Annotated in this window: 16 protein-coding genes; 11 read left to right on the forward strand and 5 right to left on the reverse strand. The window is 59.5% G+C overall.

Annotated features, from left to right (window positions below):
* Positions 1-158 precede the first annotated feature (158 nt).
* Positions 159-1,451 (forward strand): adenylosuccinate synthase, encoded by a 1,293-nt coding sequence (locus HMPREF2845_RS06790; RefSeq protein ID WP_049338292.1) that lies wholly within the window; start codon positions 159-161, stop codon positions 1,449-1,451.
* Positions 1,452-1,663: 212 nt separating this feature from the next.
* Positions 1,664-2,689, forward strand: coding sequence for a magnesium and cobalt transport protein CorA (locus HMPREF2845_RS06795; RefSeq protein ID WP_049357905.1), 1,026 nt, complete (start codon positions 1,664-1,666; stop codon positions 2,687-2,689).
* 66 nt (positions 2,690-2,755) lie between these two features.
* Here HMPREF2845_RS06795 and HMPREF2845_RS06800 read toward each other — a convergent pair whose 3' ends face one another.
* The 3 genes from HMPREF2845_RS06800 to HMPREF2845_RS06810 form a co-directional block, all read right to left on the reverse strand.
* Positions 2,756-3,439 (reverse strand): integrase, encoded by a 684-nt coding sequence (locus HMPREF2845_RS06800; RefSeq protein WP_070634261.1) that lies wholly within the window; start codon positions 3,437-3,439, stop codon positions 2,756-2,758.
* A gap of 286 nt (positions 3,440-3,725) precedes the next feature.
* The gene (locus HMPREF2845_RS06805; protein WP_070634262.1) at positions 3,726-4,778 is read right to left on the reverse strand and encodes a FecCD family ABC transporter permease; all 1,053 of its coding nucleotides are present in this window, start codon (positions 4,776-4,778) and stop codon (positions 3,726-3,728) included.
* A gap of 25 nt (positions 4,779-4,803) precedes the next feature.
* Positions 4,804-6,075 (reverse strand): FecCD family ABC transporter permease, encoded by a 1,272-nt coding sequence (locus tag HMPREF2845_RS06810; protein WP_070634263.1) that lies wholly within the window; start codon positions 6,073-6,075, stop codon positions 4,804-4,806.
* A 123-nt stretch (positions 6,076-6,198) separates the two neighbouring features.
* Between HMPREF2845_RS06810 and HMPREF2845_RS06815 the strand changes: the two genes are divergently transcribed.
* The 3 genes from HMPREF2845_RS06815 to HMPREF2845_RS06825 all read left to right on the forward strand — a co-directional run bounded on the left by HMPREF2845_RS06815 (position 6,199) and on the right by HMPREF2845_RS06825 (position 9,390).
* On the forward strand, positions 6,199-7,218 hold the full coding sequence (locus tag HMPREF2845_RS06815) for an ABC transporter substrate-binding protein (protein ID WP_070634264.1): 1,020 nt from the start codon (positions 6,199-6,201) through the stop codon (positions 7,216-7,218).
* A 290-nt stretch (positions 7,219-7,508) separates the two neighbouring features.
* The gene (locus tag HMPREF2845_RS06820; protein WP_070634265.1) at positions 7,509-8,420 is read left to right on the forward strand and encodes a YwqG family protein; all 912 of its coding nucleotides are present in this window, start codon (positions 7,509-7,511) and stop codon (positions 8,418-8,420) included.
* Between the two features lie 49 nt (positions 8,421-8,469).
* Positions 8,470-9,390, forward strand: a complete 921-nt coding sequence (locus HMPREF2845_RS06825; RefSeq protein WP_049327408.1) for a YwqG family protein — start codon at positions 8,470-8,472, stop codon at positions 9,388-9,390.
* A gap of 94 nt (positions 9,391-9,484) precedes the next feature.
* Here the strand turns inward: HMPREF2845_RS06825 and HMPREF2845_RS06830 are convergent, their stop codons facing one another.
* Positions 9,485-11,098, reverse strand: coding sequence for an ATP-binding protein (locus tag HMPREF2845_RS06830; protein ID WP_070634266.1), 1,614 nt, complete (start codon positions 11,096-11,098; stop codon positions 9,485-9,487).
* A 376-nt stretch (positions 11,099-11,474) separates the two neighbouring features.
* On the opposite strand from HMPREF2845_RS06830, the gene HMPREF2845_RS06835 reads away from it, so the two are divergent.
* The 6 genes from HMPREF2845_RS06835 to HMPREF2845_RS06860 all read left to right on the forward strand — a co-directional run bounded on the left by HMPREF2845_RS06835 (position 11,475) and on the right by HMPREF2845_RS06860 (position 17,479).
* Positions 11,475-12,935, forward strand: a complete 1,461-nt coding sequence (locus HMPREF2845_RS06835; RefSeq protein WP_070634267.1) for an O-acetylhomoserine aminocarboxypropyltransferase/cysteine synthase family protein — start codon at positions 11,475-11,477, stop codon at positions 12,933-12,935.
* Positions 12,935-13,441 carry a CoA-binding protein gene (locus HMPREF2845_RS06840; protein ID WP_070634268.1) on the forward strand — a complete coding sequence of 169 codons (507 nt, stop codon included), beginning with the start codon at positions 12,935-12,937 and terminating at the stop codon, positions 13,439-13,441. Before HMPREF2845_RS06835 ends, HMPREF2845_RS06840 begins: the two co-directional genes overlap by 1 nt.
* 303 nt (positions 13,442-13,744) lie before the next feature.
* Positions 13,745-14,779 (forward strand): Abi family protein, encoded by a 1,035-nt coding sequence (locus tag HMPREF2845_RS06845; protein WP_168163718.1) that lies wholly within the window; start codon positions 13,745-13,747, stop codon positions 14,777-14,779.
* Between the two features lie 445 nt (positions 14,780-15,224).
* A complete protein-coding gene (locus HMPREF2845_RS06850) occupies positions 15,225-16,040 on the forward strand; it encodes a transporter substrate-binding domain-containing protein (protein WP_070634270.1) in 816 nt (271 codons plus the stop codon).
* Between the two features lie 22 nt (positions 16,041-16,062).
* Positions 16,063-16,737, forward strand: a complete 675-nt coding sequence (locus HMPREF2845_RS06855; RefSeq protein WP_070541738.1) for an amino acid ABC transporter permease — start codon at positions 16,063-16,065, stop codon at positions 16,735-16,737.
* Positions 16,730-17,479 (forward strand): amino acid ABC transporter ATP-binding protein, encoded by a 750-nt coding sequence (locus HMPREF2845_RS06860; RefSeq protein WP_070634271.1) that lies wholly within the window; start codon positions 16,730-16,732, stop codon positions 17,477-17,479. Before HMPREF2845_RS06855 ends, HMPREF2845_RS06860 begins: the two co-directional genes overlap by 8 nt.
* 100 nt (positions 17,480-17,579) lie before the next feature.
* Here the strand turns inward: HMPREF2845_RS06860 and HMPREF2845_RS06865 are convergent, their stop codons facing one another.
* Positions 17,580-18,371, reverse strand: coding sequence for a trimeric intracellular cation channel family protein (locus tag HMPREF2845_RS06865; protein ID WP_070634272.1), 792 nt, complete (start codon positions 18,369-18,371; stop codon positions 17,580-17,582).
* Between the last annotated feature and the right edge of the window lie 87 nt (positions 18,372-18,458).

The raw sequence follows: 18,458 nt of genomic DNA on the forward strand, positions 1-18,458 counted from the left end.
GCACCGGATCCGGAACGCCTACCGCCCCGTCACACGGGACTTAAAGGGACGGGCACGGTATCATTAGAAGAGGTATGCCTACCCGGATCATGAGGCGGTAGGTCGCCGCCGCGCCGTGAAATCCGGTGCGTATCTTCAAGGCTTTCAAGGAGCACAAAATGTCAGCTGTCGTGATTGTGGGCGCCCAGTGGGGCGATGAGGGTAAGGGTAAGGCAACCGACCTGCTCGGCCCCCGCGTAGACTACGTGGTCAAGCCCAACGGCGGTAACAACGCCGGTCACACCGTGGTGGTGAACGGCCAGAAGTTTGAGCTGAAGCTGCTGCCCGCGGGTATTCTGAGCGATAACGCCGTCCCCGTGATTGGTAACGGCGTGGTTGTTAACCCCGAAGCTCTGTTCGCTGAGATTGACGGCCTTGAGGCACGCGGTGCAGACACCTCCCGCCTAAAGATTTCCGCTAACGCACACCTGGTCGCACCCTACCACCAGACCATGGACAAGGTGACCGAGCGTTTCCTCGGCAAGCGCGCTATCGGCACCACCGGCCGCGGTATCGGCCCCGCCTACATGGATAAGGTTGGTCGCCTCGGCGTGCGTGTTCAGGACATCCTGGACGAGTCGATTCTGCGTCAGAAGGTTGAGGGCGCACTGCGTCAGAAGAACGAACTGCTGGTGAAGGTCTACAACCGCCGCCACGTTGAGGTCGACGAAATCGTCGAGTACTTCATGTCTTACGCTGAGCGTCTGAAGCCGATGATTGTGGACACCACCCAGCTGCTGAACAAGGCGCTGGATGAGGGTAAGACCCTGCTGATGGAGGGCGGCCAGGCAACCTTCCTGGACGTTGACCACGGCACCTACCCGTTCGTGACCTCCTCCAACCCGACCTCCGGCGGCGCATGCGTCGGTTCGGGTGTGGGCCCGACCCGCATCTCCCGCGTGATCGGTATTCAGAAGGCGTACACCACCCGCGTGGGTGCTGGCCCCTTCCCGACTGAGCTGTTTGATGAGATGGGCGAGTTCCTGCGCACTACCGGCGGCGAGTTCGGCGTGAACACCGGCCGCCCGCGTCGTTGCGGCTGGTACGACGCCGTGCTGGCGCGTCAGGCTGTGCGCATCAACGGTTTCACCGACCTGTTCATCACCAAGCTGGACGTGCTGACCGGCCTGGATAAGATCCCGGTCTGCGTGGCTTACGACGTTGACGGTGTGCGCCACGACGAGATGCCGATGACTCAGACTGAGTTCCACCACGCTAAGCCGATTTTTGAGTACTACGACGGCTGGACCGAGAACATTTCGGATGCGAAGAGCCTGGATGAGCTGCCCGAGAACGCCCGCAAGTACGTGCTGAAGCTGGAAGAGATTTCTGGCTGCCGTATCTCCGCGATTGGTGTGGGCCCGGACCGCGACCAGACCATTGTGGTCCGCGACCTCATCAACGAAGACTAAGCGCAATAGCTCAATACGTGAAAGCCCCCGGAAGGTGCCTGCACGGTACCGGCCGGGGGCTTTCCCATACTATCGACAGGAGCGTGATCGGAGACTTATCACATGGCGGGTGGGAGGCGCCTGCGGGTGACTGCGGAGAGGTGCATCCCGTATTCTTGGGGGAGTACCGCAGGTACCGTCGCACGCAATCGTACGCACAGAGGAGAAAAACGATGTCCTATATCACCGGAGCTATCTACCCGAGCTCGGACCGCCCTCAGCTGGGTGCCACCGAGGAAGAAACCCTCCGCGCCTACGCGGACGAGAACACCGCCGTAGCCCTCGGATACGCCAATCCCGACATCCACGAACTACACGCCCTGCAAAAAACCTTCAACCTGCACGAACTCGCCATCGAAGACGCCGGACGAGGCCACCAGCGCGCCAAACTAGAACGATACGGCGACTCCCTCTTCACCGTCATCCGCCCCGCCATCTACCTCGACAAAGAAGAAGAAGTGCGCCTCAGCGAACTGCACCTCTTCACCGGCCCCCGCTACACCCTCGCACTCGTTCGCGACGAACAGCGCATCAACGACAAGTTCAACCTGCTCTACGCCACCCCCGATGCATCCCCCGCCCGACTGTTGCACCGCATCCTCGACAGCACCGTCGACAGGTACGCCCCCGTGCTCGAGGGACTCGAGAACGACAACGACGAGATTGAAGACATCCTGTTCTCCGCGCACGACCGCCAAGACGCCAACTCCCTGGCGCAGCGCATATACGAGCTACTCAACCAGGTGATTGACTTTCAGCGAGCCTGCCGACCCCTCGAACCGATGATGGGTCGCATCATTGAAGGCCTACGCACCGGCGCGCTCGACCCGTCCCCCTACCCGGGCGCGAGCCAGGGCGAGGTTGAAGACGAGGCCGTGGAACTTGCCCGCCAGTTCCGTAATGTGCTCGACCACGTGGTGCACACGAAGGAACGCCTTGAGGATCTTCGTAGCTCCCTCGAAAACGCCCTGCGCGTGCACGACACCCTGCTCGGTCAGCAACAGAACGACGACACCAAGAAAATTTCCGCCTATGCGGCGCTACTCATGGTGCCCACCATTGTTGGCTCGGTGTACGGCATGAACTTTGAGGTCATGCCCGAGCTCAAGTGGGAGTTCGGCTACCCGGCGGCCCTGCTGCTGATGCTGGTCTCCTGTCTGCTCCTCTACTGGTTCTTCAAGAAGAATAAGTGGCTCTAACAGTCCACAAAACGCCACTGGCTAGGCCTTTAAACGCGTATGCCGCGTAGGGCATACACACATGCCTTACGCGGCGCGGTCGTACTGTGCGCGCATTGCGCGGCGGCAATCGCGACGCTCACGCTTGAACTTCTTACACACAGCCTCCGAATCGGCAAACATGTAGAAGTCCTCCGGCTCAGCCGACAGACCCAAAGTCGACAAGTGAACCAGCGACAGCATCGCGTAGAACATCTCGCGGCGCAGCTCAAAATTGCAGGCACCTGGAGCGGACTCCACCGCAAACACGCCGCCGGTGCACTCCAGCGCGCGCATCGCCCAGTGCTGAGTCCACAGGTCACCATTGACCGGGCTCACGCCCAGGCGAGTTAGCGCCAGGCCGGTACCCTGCACACGCTCAAAGCGCAGGCACATCTCCAGGTCCTTTTCCAGGGGGAACACGAACAGCAGAGTGTTCTGTGCCGCTGCACGCAGCTCAGCCAGGTTCACCTCGTAACCGGAAGCACCCTGAGTCAGGTGACGCATCACGCGGCCCATGGTCGAAGAGGCCGGCGCGGTGCGGAAGCACGAACCGTCAGCCACCAGCTGCTCCAGAACGCCGCGGAGCTCCTCCACGTTGAAACGCTCCATACGGACGATGGTGCCCGCCTGCATCAGCAGGTTAAACTCTGCATCACGGCACAGCTGCTCATCGGCGGTGCAGGAAATCTCTGCGTTTGCGTACTGGCTCTCGTGAGTGGTGTTTTCCATGACCGTTCCTTCCGTAGATGCTGAATCAACCTAGCGGCAACACCGCAGGAGACGGCGTGCCCGGTCGGAAGGATCGTCCCTTCCAACACCTACACTCTATGAGCGACCCCTGACACGATAAGCAGTTTTTAATCTACCCCGGGGTAAAACTGGGAAAATTCCGAAAAATTCTGAAACCACCCGTGAAACCCGGTGAAACCGCCCGTGAAGCCCCGTGAAACAGAGAAAACCGGGTGCCCCCACAGTGGGGAACACCCGGTCACTCATACGGAGTAAGACGGCGCAACTAGCGCTGACGGTACAGCAACCACAGCATATACACGCCACCCAACGCGCCCGTCACCAGGCCCACCGGAATCTGGAACGGCGCCAACGCACGAGCCGACACAAAATCAGCCAGCACCAAAATTACCGAACCCAGCAACGCCGAATGCCACATCGCCATACCCGGAGTGTTCCACAGGCGGCGCGCAATCTGCGGGGCAACCAGCGCCAAGAAACCAATCGGGCCGGCAACAGAAATCGCCACAGCCACCAGGAGTACGGCGGCCGCCACCAGCATGTTCACGGTCCTCTTCACCGGCAGACCCAAACCCGCTGCCAAATCGTCGCCGAGCTCCAAGACGCGCAGGCGATGCGTCAGCATCAGCACCAGCGGAATAGCCACCAGCAGCAGCACTGCCTGCACCGACATCTGATTCCACGACAGCGCATTCAGCGAACCGTGCTGCCAGGTCTTCGCCGCCTCCGCCTTCTCCAAATCACCGCGCGTAATCAGGTAATCATTTACGGAACTGAGCATCGCACTCACCGCAATACCAATCAGCACCATCTTCTGACCCATCGTCGCGCCACCGCGCACACCCGCCAGAAGCATCACCACAGCCGCCGTCGCAAAACCGCCAATAATAGCGCCCATGCCCATACCCACGCCGGTAGAACTCAACGACCCAATCAGCACCACAGACAGGGCACCGGTCGCCGAACCCACCGTGAAACCGATAATATCCGGCGAACCCAGAGCATTACGCGAAACCGACTGAAAAATAGCGCCCGACAAGCCCAAAGCCGCACCCACCACCACGGCGGCAAGCATACGCGGCAGACGCTGATTCAACACCAGCTGACGCTCAATCTCCGTGCCCTCACCCTGAAAAATCAGGCGAAACACCTGATCAGGGCTCATCTGATAACTACCAAACACCAGGGAGGCGACCGCCGCCACCACAAGCACCGCCACCACCAGCAGGGTACGCGGAATAGGGGTGCGGTAACGCCCCGGGATACGCACAGACCCGGCAACAGCAGACCCGGCTACAGAACGAGACACAACGCTCACAATAAAACCTCTCAGAAACCGGGACCTACGAACCAGATACGCCAGTCGAACCAGACGAACCACGTGCAACAGGGCGCTGAGCACGATGCGGACCGTGCTCCGACACATGAGCCGGACCCGACTCATCGTGCGCCTGCGCCTTCGCACCCATGCGGCCCTTCTTCGCACCGCGCGCACCCGTACTCAATCGCAGCACCAGAACCATTAGCACCGGGGCACCAATAAAGGCGGTCACAATACCCACCTCAAGCTCACTCGGCATCACCAGAACGCGACCCAAAATATCGGAGGCAAGTACCAACACCGGGCCGTACACCAGCGACAGCGGCAGCACACGCGCAATATCGGAACCCACCAGCAGACGCACCACATGCGGCACGACCAGGCCCACAAAACCAATCGGGCCCGCAACCGCAGTCGCCGCACCACACAGTGCCATGATCGCAATAATCGTCGCGCCACGCACCATTGTCACCGGCACACCCAGGCCGGCTGCCGCATCCTCTCCAAGTGCCAGGGCACGCAGAGGACCAATCAGCATGAACGACAGCACCAAACCCAACGCCACAAAGGGCAGCGCAGACAGCACCTGCTCAAAGGTGCGGTTCTCCAGCGAACCCACCACCCAGAAACGGTGCGAATCAAAAGCCTTCGAATTAAACATCGTGATAATGCCGGTAATCGTGCCCAGGCAGGCATTCACCGCCACACCCGTCAGCACCAGACGCGCCGTCGAATCCAGGTTCGGTTTAGAATCCACCAGGCCCATGACGAACACCAGCGCCGCCGCCAGACCCGAACCGGCCAGCGCCAGCCAGAGCTGAACGAACGGGGACGACACCCCAAAAACGCCCACACCGACCACCACGGAGGCGGCAGCACCCGAGTTCACACCCAGCAGACCCGGCTCAGCCAGCGGGTTACGGCTCAACGCCTGCATGAGCACACCCGACACCGCCAACGCGGCACCCACCAGCAACGCCGCGGCGGTACGCGGGGCACGCTTCGCCCAAATCAGCTTCGACTCGATGGTGTTCGCCTCCGGGTGGAGGAAACCGTCAATGGAGCGGTCCAGGGTGAACAGGCGCGAACCCACCGTAAACGACAGGGCGCAAAGCAGCACTAGCAGAACGCCGCCAATAATGAGCGCAACCGCCAGACGCGAGATAGACTTGCCACCCTGACCGCCAGAGGAGGCGCCAGATACGGCGTCCGAAGAAGCGGAGAGGGCACGAATTTTCGCCAGGGAAGCAGCGCTAACGGCGGGTCCGGAAGAGGGGGAGGTCTGTGGTGTCATAGGCTTTGGAGGTGGTGGGGGAGCGGTGTGCTCCCGTGCGGACGGAGGATGCTTAACGTATCAATAGATGAGTATTAAGTATCGCATATGCATATATGAGGTTATCCTAATAAAATGGCAAATATGACGAATAAGATCACCCGCCGCTCCTTCGGCGCACTCGCACTCGGTTCCTTCGGTGCCCTCGCCCTGGCGGCATGCGGCTCCTCCAACACTTCCGGCTCTTCCTCCGCGTCTGCTTCTGCGACCGGTAAGAAGGTGGCACCCTCCGCCCTGCCCTCCGGCATGGGCACCACCACCGTTGACGGCGAATTCCCCCGCACCGTCAAGCACTTCCGCGGTGAAACCACCATCAAATCCGCACCCTCCAAGGTCGTGATTCTCTCCACCGGTCAGCTCGACGGCGTGCTCTCCCTGGGCATCGTACCCGTCGGCGCGGCAACTGCCGGTGACGCCGACCTGGTCCCCACCTACCTGAAGACCAAGTTCTCCGATAAGTCCGCAGAGCTCGACAAGATTGCCAAGGTCGGCAAGCGCACCGACCCGGACGTTGAGGCCATCGCAAACCTCAAGCCCGACCTGATCCTCATCAACAATACCAACAAGAAGGACGAGCTGTACGAGTCCCTCGCCAAGATCGCGCCGACCGTGGTCACCGAGGGTACCGGCGTCAACTGGAAGCAGGACTTCCTGCTGATTGCCGCCGCGCTGGGCACCACCGAGAAGGCTGAGAAGCTCATGGAGGAGTACAACACCAAGGCGAAGTCGGTCGGTCAGAAGGCTGGCAGCGAGAAGACCTTCTCCTTCCTGTACACTTCCGCTGACCGCACCCGCATCTTCGCGAAGTCCTCGTTCGTGGGCTCCATCTGCGCGGATGCGTCCCTGGCACGTCCCGCAGCTGCGCAGGTTGAGAAGACCTCCATCGACCTGAGCTCCGAGCAGCTTGACCAGGCTGACGGCGACTACCTGTTCTACGGTGTGCAGGGCGGCGACGAGTCCAAGCTGACCGGTGAGGCACTGTGGAGCACCCTCAAGGCTGTTACCGAGAAGCACGCGCACAGCGTGGATTCTGACATGTTCTTCCTGAACGCTGGCCCGGCTGCTGCGCTTGGTGTTCTGGAGACCATCGAGAAGGCTCTCTAAAGGTTCTAGCCTCTCGTAGAGATTCGTAGAGATTCGTAGAGATTCGCCGGGAAGCCCCGCGTTCTTACCTCTCATGCCCGCGTATGAGGGTGAGGAGGCGGGGCTTTCTGCACGCTTGGCACCTGCTTTCGCACCTGATTGTCGCCGCCGGATGCACTCGTGACCGGAATTGGTGCGCGCCCGCCCGAAATAGGGTCTAATGGGGGTAGAAGGCGCAGCGGTACCGTAGCCCCGCGCCCGACACACCGAACCTTACACACCGATTAATTCACCGACGAAACGAGCACACAATGCCGAAGAACAAGCCCTCCGAAGAGACCCTGGCGCAGGCACGCCGCGTCATCGACGCGCTCAACGAGCGTGGCGCCCACAAGCAGGCAATCCGCCTGAAGGTAACCCGCCCCGACGCCCCGCTGCCGCAGACCGCATCCAAGTTTGGTGGCCGACCGTACCTGCCCGCGGGCGAGTCCGCGCCGACCAATGAGAAGGGTGAGCCGTTGGGCATGATCGCGCAGATTAACTGCGCTGAGCTGCCCGAGAACGACCTGTACCCCGCGACCGGTCTGCTGCAGTTCTGGATCGACCCGAACGACGAGGAGTGCATGTGGGGTTACGACTACGAGAACCCGCTCTCGCAGAAGAATCACCGCGTTGTCTACTACGAGACTCTGGATGAACCGAACCCGGATGTGCAGTTCCCGGTTCCCTTCCCGACCATCGACTGGGGTGATTACGGCTGGCCTCTGGGACCTGAGGGCATGGATGTTTCTGAGGCAACCACCGAGTACGCACTTGCCTTCGAGCCCTGGGAGCAGGGCTTCCTGGACGGTGGCTTCGAAATCTACGACCAGTTCGCTGACGCCTGGGATGAAATGTACCCGGACCAGAAGCTGCCCGAGGAACCGAACGCACGCGGTGACGCCTCCTACAACCTGCTAGAGCCCTTCGAATCGGAGGAGAGGGATTACTCGCATATTGGCGGCTACCCCTCGTTCGTGCAGGAGGACCCGCGCGACGAGTTCGAGGAGCTGCGCGACCACACGGTGAACCTGCTGACCATCGAATCGGAGTGGGGTGAAGACGCCGAGGAGGGCGTGTACGTGATGTGGGGTGATGCCGGTGCGGCGAACTGGCTGATTACCCCGGAGGCGCTTGCTGCCCGCGACTTCTCGCAGGTCGTCTTTGAGTGGGCCTGCGGCTAGACACCGTACTACTTTCACACCGCCACATCATCAATGAGGAGACCCTAAAATGTTTGACAACAAACCGTTTGAGGAGATCGAAAAGCAGGCGAAGCACGTTATTGACCTGCTCAACCAGGAGGGCGCCCGTAAGAAGGCTATCGCTCTGAAGCCCTTTGTTCCTGCCGAACCCTTGCCGCAGACCGCATCCAAGTTTGGTGGCCGACCGTACCTGCCTGCCGGGGAGTCTGCGCCGACCAATGAGAAGGGTGAGCCGCTGGGCATGATTGCGCAGATTAACTGCGCCGACCTGCCCGAGAATGACATTTACCCGGCGACCGGTATGTTGCAGTTCTGGATTAACCCGAACGATGAAGAGTGCTTGTGGGGCTTTGACTACGAGAACCCTCTCTCGCAGAAGAATCACCGCGTTGTCTACTACGAGACGTTGGGTGAGCCGAACCCGGATGCCCCGTTCCCCAACGTTGACTGGGACGAGGGCGGTTGGCCCATCGGTGGTTTCGACTGTGAGAGCGGCCCGCTCGAAATTGAGTACGGCATGACCTTTGAGGTGCGTGAGCAGGGTGTGACCGCCTCCGGCTACGACTACTACGACGTTTTTGGTGCGAAGTGGGATGAAACCTACCCGGATGAGTTGCTTCCCGAAGCGCACGAGAACCCGTATAAGAACCAGCCTCGCCGCGAAGCTCTCTACGAGTTGACGGAGCCTTTCGAATCGGAGGAAGAGTACTCCCACGTGGGCGGATACCCGTTCTTCGTGCAGAATGACCCGCGTGACGAGTTCAAGGAGCTGCGCGGCCACACGGTGAACCTGCTGACTATCGTCTCCGAATCGGAGAACGAGGAGAACGAAGACGAGGAGATTGAGATCATGTGGGGTGATGCCGGTGCGGCGAACTGGCTGATTACTCCGGAGGCGCTTGCCGCCCGCGACTTCTCGCAGGTCGTCTTTGAATGGGCTTGCGGCTAAACGTGGTTTTGGCTGAATAGTCGAAGGGGGAGGGAAATAGAGAATAACCGCTCTATTTCCCTCCCCTTTTTTGTGTACCTTTTATCGGGCACGTCTAAGCAGCGCGATACTTACGGTTCTTACTACGCGGCGGAGCCGTAGGAACAATCAGCTTCGCCTCCACAAGATGGCGCAAATCATTCGTAATGGAGGTACGTGAAGCGCCCCGACCCCAATGCTCTTGGATATATGTCGTGGAAACAGCCTCGCCCTGTGCACGCAGGCCACGCACAATACCAGCCTGGCGTTCGCTGAGGCCGTCAAGCGACGCATCGGCGCCTGCCGGTTCGACGGTGTCGGCTGAATGTTTGCCCGTGGAATGGGTTGCTTGCTGAGTCTTATCCTCAGGCGCGGTCTTCTGTTCCGTAGAAGACGCACCCTGCGGGGGCTGCATCAGAGTGACCTGCACATAGAGTAGACGGTCAGCAAACTGGGGAGCGGGCAGACCCGCCTCCTTCAGTGCGCGTAGAACCGTGGGAATACCGGAAGCCCTATTCTCTGCAATCAAACGCCCCGTACCCGGGTCGGGCAGATCAGTCAGAATGCTTGCCAAGTAGCTGTTGCGGGTTGAAGAAACACCGGGCTGACCGAAATCTCGGATAGTCACAGCACCGTAGATACCGCCCGGGCTACGCACCACCAGGCGGTTGGTGTAGAGCTCAACCTGCACCTGCGAGCCGCGCGCACCCGGCGAGTAGTCGCGGTGCATGAGGGCGTTAACCAAGAGCTCGCGGATAGCCTCCAGCGGATACTCGTAGCGCTCAACCCGCCCGATACCGCTACTGTTGAGGCCCTCCATCGTGGACGTTTTGCGCATATTGCGAACCAAAACGCCCATAGCTTCATCCAACATGGAGGGGATAGGCCCGGTACAGCTGTGATTGTCCAGAAAACGTCGACCGTCCTCAGTGACCTCACCAAGCTCTTCACCGGGAAGAACAACAACGCTCATCATCAGCTGCGGGAAGAACGCCTGCGGGTAGGATCCCATGGCGAGAAGCGCCCCAAGAGTGGGCACTTCTCGGCCCTCAGAATCGATGCGTAGAATGCGTGCCTGCAGAAGAACCTCACGGTCAGAAAGCGCCGCAAAAACGCGAGGTTGCTCCTCGCGCAGGCGAGCGACATAGGCACTCACAAGGGTGGGAGAGAGGTCCTTGAAGCTTGCCTCGCTGACCAGCTCCTCGTCGTAGCGGGGCTGACTGCGGTTCTCTAGGAAGCGGTCAATCTCGTACTTGGTGAGGCGAATATCGGCCTCGCCGACGCGCTGGTAGGAGCCGTTATACATGCCGTGTGCTTCGATGTAGTAGGGCTTCTGCGTCGGGTCGCCGGGGAGCACATCGATGCGCACGATACGGTGCTGCTCGTCTGTCGCCTCAATCTGAATATCTACCGGGGGTCGAGGCGTGATCTTGGAACGGATTGCCTCAACGGATGCGTCGTGGACTGCCTGTGCGTTGAAACCTTCAACTGGCTGTAGACCTTCTGCCGGGTCGGTGAGGCGGTTGGTGAGGCCAAGAAGAATGGTGCCGCCGTCGCCGTTGGCGAAGGCACTAACGGTTTCAAGAACGGACTTGGGGAACCCGCCAGCAGCAGCTTTGACTTCTACTCGCCCGTTTTCAGCCTGGCTACGGCGTAGGTTTTCGATGAGTTCGGCGGTGTTTGTTTCCATGCATGCTCCCGATGGCTACTTCTTGGTGAACGTCATAGCAACGTCATAACAGCATCATAACAATTTCTGCGATGATGTTGTTATGATCCTGCGATGAAGTTGATATGATTCGCTGTCTTCATCATTCTTAGAATCTTAAAAACCCCGAAATTGCAGGCTAAAACTGGGCATTCCTGTCGGTCTCATTGACCGCGCATCATATCAGCCGTCATAACAACTTCTGTTATGACGACTGATATGATGCCCCGTCATAATCCGCAATAAACGACATATAGGTACCCGCACTTGGTGCACCCCGCCGCCGGTGGCACAGTATAAAGTCGAGCCACTATCGACTCCCCGCACACAGGCGGGCAGATACACCAGGAGCAAACCAATGGCTGAACACACTTTCGGCTTCCGCACCCGCGCACTACACGCGGGCGGCACCCCCGACGCTGAACACGGTGCCCGCGCGGTCCCTATCTACCAGACTTCCTCCTTCGTCTTCAAAGACGCTGACGACGCCGCGAACCTCTTCTCCCTGCAGAAGTACGGCAACATCTACTCGCGCCTGTCCAACCCGACCGTCGCCGCGCTGGAGGAGCGCATCGCCTCCCTCGAAGGCGGCATCGGTGCGGTAGCGACCGCCTCCGGCATGGCTGCCGAGTTCATCACCTTCGCGGCTCTGTGCCAGCAGGGCGACCACATTGTGGCTTCTTCGCAGCTGTACGGCGGCACCGTCACCCAGCTGGACGTGTCCCTGCGCCGCTTCGGCATTGAGACCACCTTCGTTCCCGGCACCGACCCCGCCGACTACAAGGCGGCACTGACCGAGAACACCAAGGCAATCTACACCGAGATCGTGGCGAACCCCTCCGGTGAGGTTGCCGACCTGGAAGGCCTCGCAGAGGTCGCCCACGAGGCGGGCATCCCCCTGGTCGTGGACGCAACCCTGTCCACCCCCTACCTGATCCGCCCCATCGAGCACGGCGCGGACATCGTCATTCACTCGGTCACCAAGTTCCTGGGAGGTCACGGCACCACCCTCGGCGGTATCGTCGTCGAGTCCGGTCGTTTCAACTGGGGTAACGGCAACTTCTCGTCCATGACCGAGCCGGTTCCCTCCTACAACGGCGTGTCCTGGTGGGGTAACTTCGGTGAGTTCGGTTTCCTGACTAAGCTGCGTTCTGAGCAGCTGCGTGACTTCGGTCCGTCGCTGAGCCCGCAGTCCGCGTTCAACCTGCTGCAGGGTGTTGAGACTCTGCCGCAGCGCATGGATGCGCACCTCGCCAACGCTAAGCAGGTCGTCAACTGGCTGGTTGAGGACGAGCGTATCGCCTACGTGAACTACGCTGGCCTGGAAGACCACCCGCACTACGAGCGTGCGAAGAAGCTGCTGCCGCTGGGTGTTGGTTCCGTGTTCTCCTTCGGTGTGAAGGCGACTGAGAAGGCTTCCGGCCGTCTGGTTGGTGGCGAGTTCATTGGTGCGCTGCAGCTGGCAAGCCACCTGGCGAACATTGGTGACGCCCGCACCCTGGTTCTGCACCCGGGTTCGACCACTCACCAGCAGCTGACCGCTGAGCAGCTTAAAGCTGGCGGTGTCGGTGAGGACCTGATCCGTATCTCGGTGGGTCTGGAAGACGTCGAAGACATCATTTGGGACCTGGACCAGGCGCTGACTTACGCGACTGGCCTGAACCACGCCGGTGAGCGTGTGGGCGAGTCCAGTGCAGACAAGATTGTGGAGGCTGAGGAGGCGGTTGCCGCCGCTAAGGCCGCCGAGGACGCTGCCGCCGCTGAGGCTGCTGCTGGCGCATCCTGCTCCCTGCCTACTACCACTCAGGAGGAGAAGTAATGACTGAGAAGCGTACCTGGGTGGGTCCTTCCGCCCCTGAGCGTCTGAACATTCTGCGTAATACCCGCACGATTGCGATTGTGGGTATGAGCGATAAGATTTCGCGTGCCTCCTACTTTGTGGCGACGTACCTGCAGTCGGCTTCGCCGTACAAGCTGTACTTTGTGAACCCGATTCTGGCGGCGAAGGGCAAGCTTGTGCTGGGTCAGCCGGTGTACCCGTCGCTGCAGGACCTGCCGGAGGTCCCGGATCTGGTGGAGATTTTCCGCCGTAATGAGGACCTGCCGGGCGTGGTGCAGGAGGCTGTTGACCTGGGCGCGAAGACCGTCTGGATGCAGCTGGGCTCCTGGAACGAGGAGGCCGCCGCAATCGGTGAGGCCGCCGGCCTGACTGTGGTGATGGATAAGTGCGTGAAGATTGAGCATGCGCGTTTCCACGGTGGCCTGCACCTGGCTGGTTTCAATACGGGCGTGATTTCTTCGAAGCGTCAGGTGCTGTCGAAGTAAGCAGCCTGTGCTGTGTAAGCCGCTGCGGCTTGTAATTACAAAAAATCAGGCGCTCATTAGCGTTTGAACGGAAGGGGCGTACCCGGGGTGATTCCCGGGTGCGCCCCTCCTTCTTTGATGCTGACGCAGTGATATAAGCAACCATAAGATGACCAGGGAAAACACCCAGATTCCTTGAGAGCATGTAGCTCCAATGTTATTGTTGTAGTAACAGTCCCCCCTCCGCCTCTGATTCAAGCGCATCTCGAGGGGGTCCTTTTTATGTTCGGTTCTACGGCGAACCGAGTAAGGAGAGCAGTGGTTGTGCCCAAGGAATCGTGCGTATTTCTGCCTTCAATAGAGGACCAGAAGGAATACCTTGTTGCTAAGAGGTATTTTCCTCAGGGAATAACCCTGAGCGACGATGACCGAGACATGCTTGCATGCTCTAATTTCCACTACCTTCTGGGGTACTTTCGTAATTACAACAAATACAAGAGCGAAGGGCTTCTACCCGAAAACCCAGGCATCTCGGATGTTTTAGATATTGTGCGTATGGATGTGAAGGTCTCTTCCCTTCTGTACGGGTACATGAGGCAGAGCGAACAAGCGATTCGAGCTGCATGGGTGGATGTATTTTGCACTTATCGTAGTCCCCATGAGTATCTCAACCCGGATGCATATATCTGTATGGACCAGGACAGGCCAGTAGATGCCCTCATCAAAGATATGATGCGGCATATCCTGCGATACCGTGAACCGTATGTTCGCGAGCGTATTGAGGAGTGGTGGAAATCCTGCGGAAAAAGTTCCTCTAAAAACCCCTCTGAAAACTTGGATGACTGGGAAGACGTTGAGGAGCTTCGAGAGATGATGCAAAAAGAGCTTCCCCTGTGGTCTGTTGTCGATTCGTTTTCATTAGGGCTTCTCTCCCATGCCGTGGTCCAAAGTTATGCTTCAGGAACTATCCCCGAGTCCGGAGACGCTGAAAAGCTGCTGCTCTACAAAAAGACAGCAGAGCGTATGGGAGTGAACCATAAGCACTTTGAGGGCCGTCTAAAGTCTCTGACCACTCTGAGAAACCGTGTAGCTCATGGTTCTCGCCTCTGGATGATGCCGACGACTGATACCTCTGCAAAGCCCAAAATTTTTGCTAAGGACCTCCGCGAGGCGGACCCGAAAGGTATGTTGGTCAGCTTCGCTAACGTTGCTCTTTTGCAGGGAAACACCCGTCGTCAGCGGGAAGCGTGGAAAGCGATAAAAGCTTTAGTGGAGCAGGATGAAAGTTACAGTATCGGGGTGGGATCACGGAAGATTTTTAACGTGATGGCCATTCCTGCCGCTGGCCTCGCATTATGACGCTGGCGTTCTCACGGGACTGAGGGAGGGGGCGTACCCGGGGTGAGTCCCGGGTGCGCCCCTCCTTCTATGCTCGGTGTAGTGCCGGGTGTAGCGCCCGACAGGGCATCCGGCGTGTTTGGGCGAGATTGAGGGCGCAGCATCGCCCCTAGTGGAGGGCAGTTCAGCTTTAAGGTAAACCTACCCTTATGTTCTGGGGTGCTGAGCCGGTATCCTAGTGTGGAGCCCGGCGGCCGGTACTCAGCACACACGCGTACCGACCGCCGGGTTTTCCTCTCTTGCAGATTGTGACGGAATATTACGTTGAATTCTTTCCCACCGGGAATAGCTGTACGATAGCCAGCGTTGCACCCGCAGAGAGGGGCACACCGCACGATGCCCCGGGTTACCGCAGGGTGACAACCCGCAACTACAAGAGCATCAACTACGACGCAAAGGAAGAACCATGTCCGCAATGATTAACCGCCGCACCGTCCTCGCAGGCTCCGCATTCACCGGCCTGGCTGCACTGCTCGCAGCGTGCGGTTCGTCCAGCAGCACCGCATCCAGCACCAACAAGCTGGAGGCTATTAAGTCTGCCGGCAAGATCCGTGTGGGCCTGGAGGGCACCTACCGCCCCTTCTCCTTCCACGACTCGAACGGCACCCTGGTCGGTTTCGAGAAGGAAATCATCGACCTGGTCGCTAAGGACCTGGGCGTGACCGCAGAGTTCACCGAAACCCCCTGGGATTCCCTGATTGCCGGCGTGGACGCTGACCGCTACGACATCGTCATCAACAACGTTTCTGCAACCGACGAGCGTAAGCAGAAGTACGACTTCTCCGTACCCTACCTGTACTCCGAGCCGAAGGTCGCCGTGAAGAAGGATTCTTCCCTGCAGAACGTGAGCGAGATTTCCGGCCACTCCTCGGCGCAGTCTGAGACCTCGAACTTCCGCAAGATGGTGGAGGCGAAGGGTGCCTCGATCGTGGTTGTTTCCGGTTTCGATGAGGCTATCGAGCAGGTCCTCTCGGGCCGTGCAGAGATGACCGCGAACGACTCCGTGTCCTTCGCTGAGTACTTCAAAGAGCACCCGGACGCTAACCTGCGCCTGCTCTCCGGTGACCTGGGCACCGGTAGCAACTCCTCCATCCTGCTGCCTAAGGGCCAGGACGCCCTGCGTAACGCTATCGACGAGTCGCTGAAGAAGCACCTGGAGAACGGTGACATCAAGGCGATTTACGAGAAGTACGTGGGCGAAGACCTCTCCCCGAAGAACTAATTAAAGGAGCTGAGTTCCGTTCATGGAACGCTACCTGAATCTTTGGGCTGAGTCCCTGCCTCAGCTGCTGGGCTCGACCCTGGCAGTGACTATTCCGCTGTCGCTGATTTCTTTCGCGCTGGCGCTGCTGGTGGGCATCATCTCCGCTGGCGCGCGCACGAGCCGCTTCGCCCCGGTGAACTGGCTGGCCTGGCTGTATATCTGGGTCTTCCGTGGCACCCCGCTGCTGGTGCAGCTGTTCATCGTCTTCTACGGCTTGCCGAAGGTCGGTATTGCCCTGGACGTGTGGAGTGCCGCGATCATCACGATGAGCCTGCACACCGGCGCGTACGTGGCGGAGACCTTCCGTTCCGCGGTGGCGGCTATTCCGCGCGGCCAGTTTGAGGCGGCGGCAACCCTGAACTTCACCCGCATGCAGACCCTGCGCCACGTGGTCATTCCGCAGGCGGTGCGTATTGCTCTGCCGAACCTGGGCAACAACTTTATCGACCTGATTAAGGGCACCTCGCTGGTGTCGGTCATTTCAATGGTTGACCTGTTCCAGACCGGTAAGCAGATCGCGTCGCGTACTTTCGAGCCGCTGGCAATGTACTCCGAGGTCGCCATCATTTACCTGGTGATTTTCACTCTGCTGACCGCCGCACAGTCGGCGCTGGAGAAGTACAGCAACCGTTACGTAAGGAGCAACAATGCTTAGCGTTGATTCCCTGTCGAAGAGCTTCGGCGATACGCAGGTGCTCAAGAACATCAGCCTGGACATCCCCGACGGTGAGACCACGGTGATTCTGGGCCCCTCCGGTAGCGGTAAGTCGACTCTGCTGCGCTGTCTGAACCTGCTGGAAACCCCGCAGTCCGGCACGCTCACCATTGACGACGCGCAGGTGGACTACAGTCAGAAGCTCACCGACGCGCAGGTGCGTGATATTCGTTCCCGTTCGGCGATGGTGTTCCAGCAGTTTAACCTGTTCCCGAACTACACGGCGTTGAAGAACGTGGCGCTCGCCCCGACCCTCAACGGCACCCTGAGCGCTCAGCAGGCGCAGGAGCGTGCCCGCGAGCTACTGGCGAAGGTGGGTCTTGCCGACAAGGTAGATTCCTACCCGGACGCCCTCTCGGGTGGTCAGCAGCAGCGTGTGGCGATTGCCCGCGCCTTGGCGCTGGAACCCTCCTACCTGCTCTTTGATGAGCCGACGAGTGCGCTGGATCCCGAGCTGGAGGCGGAGGTTATCCGCGTGCTCATGCAGCTGGCGAAGGAGGGCCGCTCCCTGGTCATCGTGACGCACAATATGGCGTTTGCGAAGAAGGTTGCGGATCGTATCGTGTTCCTGGAGAACGGTACCCTGCGCTATAACGGTGAGCCGGCCGGTTTCTTTGCTTCGGATGATGAGCGTATCCGTAAGTTCTTGACGGTGTACGACAGCACCGAGTACACGATTTAGTCGTACTGCATATAGCAAATATGGGCTGGTTTCTGCCGGTCATATAATCATCTGACGTGCGGAAACCAGCCCATATTCTATATTCAGCATATATTGGTTTTTACTCTGAAAGACCCTTAGAGCGGCGGTACTCCTCCAGTTGCTCAGCATTAATCACCTCAAGCTGTTCAGTGAGCGGAGCACCAGGGGCCCAGCCCTCATTAGCAACGGCACGGTCCTCCTGCTTACCAAAAGTGAAGAGACGCGGGCGAGGCACACGCAGCTCAGCCGGGGTAGTCGGCAGCTGCCAATTCTTCATATGGGAGAGCACACCAAACACCAGACACAAGAAAATAGACAGTGCCATCGCAAGGTTCGGGCGGTGGAGCAGGCCCGTCACGAGGGCGGTCTCGGTGGCACCCACAAACGCGACTGTCGCATACAGGGAGTTACCGCCAAAAATCGCCGGAATGCGGTTGACCATAATGTCACGGATAACGCCGCCACCGACCGCGGTGGTCACACCCAGTGCAATAGCGGGCAGCCAGTGCAGGCCCAAGTTCAGGGACTTAATGGTGCCGGTTGCCGCCCACGCACCCATACCGATGAAGTCAATGATGAGCATGGTTCGGGTCGCCCAGCGGGCACTCAAATCGATGCTGTACGCAAGGATGGAAGAAACGATAGCACCCACCCAGTAGCCGCCGTCAGTGAGTGCCACGGGCAGTCCGGAGTTCAGTAGGATGTCGCGAATCATACCGCCGCCCATGCCGCAGGCGACCGCAAGCAGTAGGAAGCCCACAATGTCGAATCGGAAGGCGCGCGCCACAGCACCGCCGAGCAGGCCGTTAGCGACAACGGCGGCAATGTCGACGATGCGGAATACCTGATCCGGGTCAAAGAGCTCGTGCATGGGCGTTCTCCTGCGTACGTGATGCGTGTGCTGTGGGTACCGGTAGGGGAAGTGCGCGCAACGGGGGGGTCGGGTGACGACGTTATC

The organism is Rothia sp. HMSC065B04, assembly GCF_001812285.1.
Lineage (GTDB): Bacteria > Actinomycetota > Actinomycetes > Actinomycetales > Micrococcaceae > Rothia > Rothia mucilaginosa.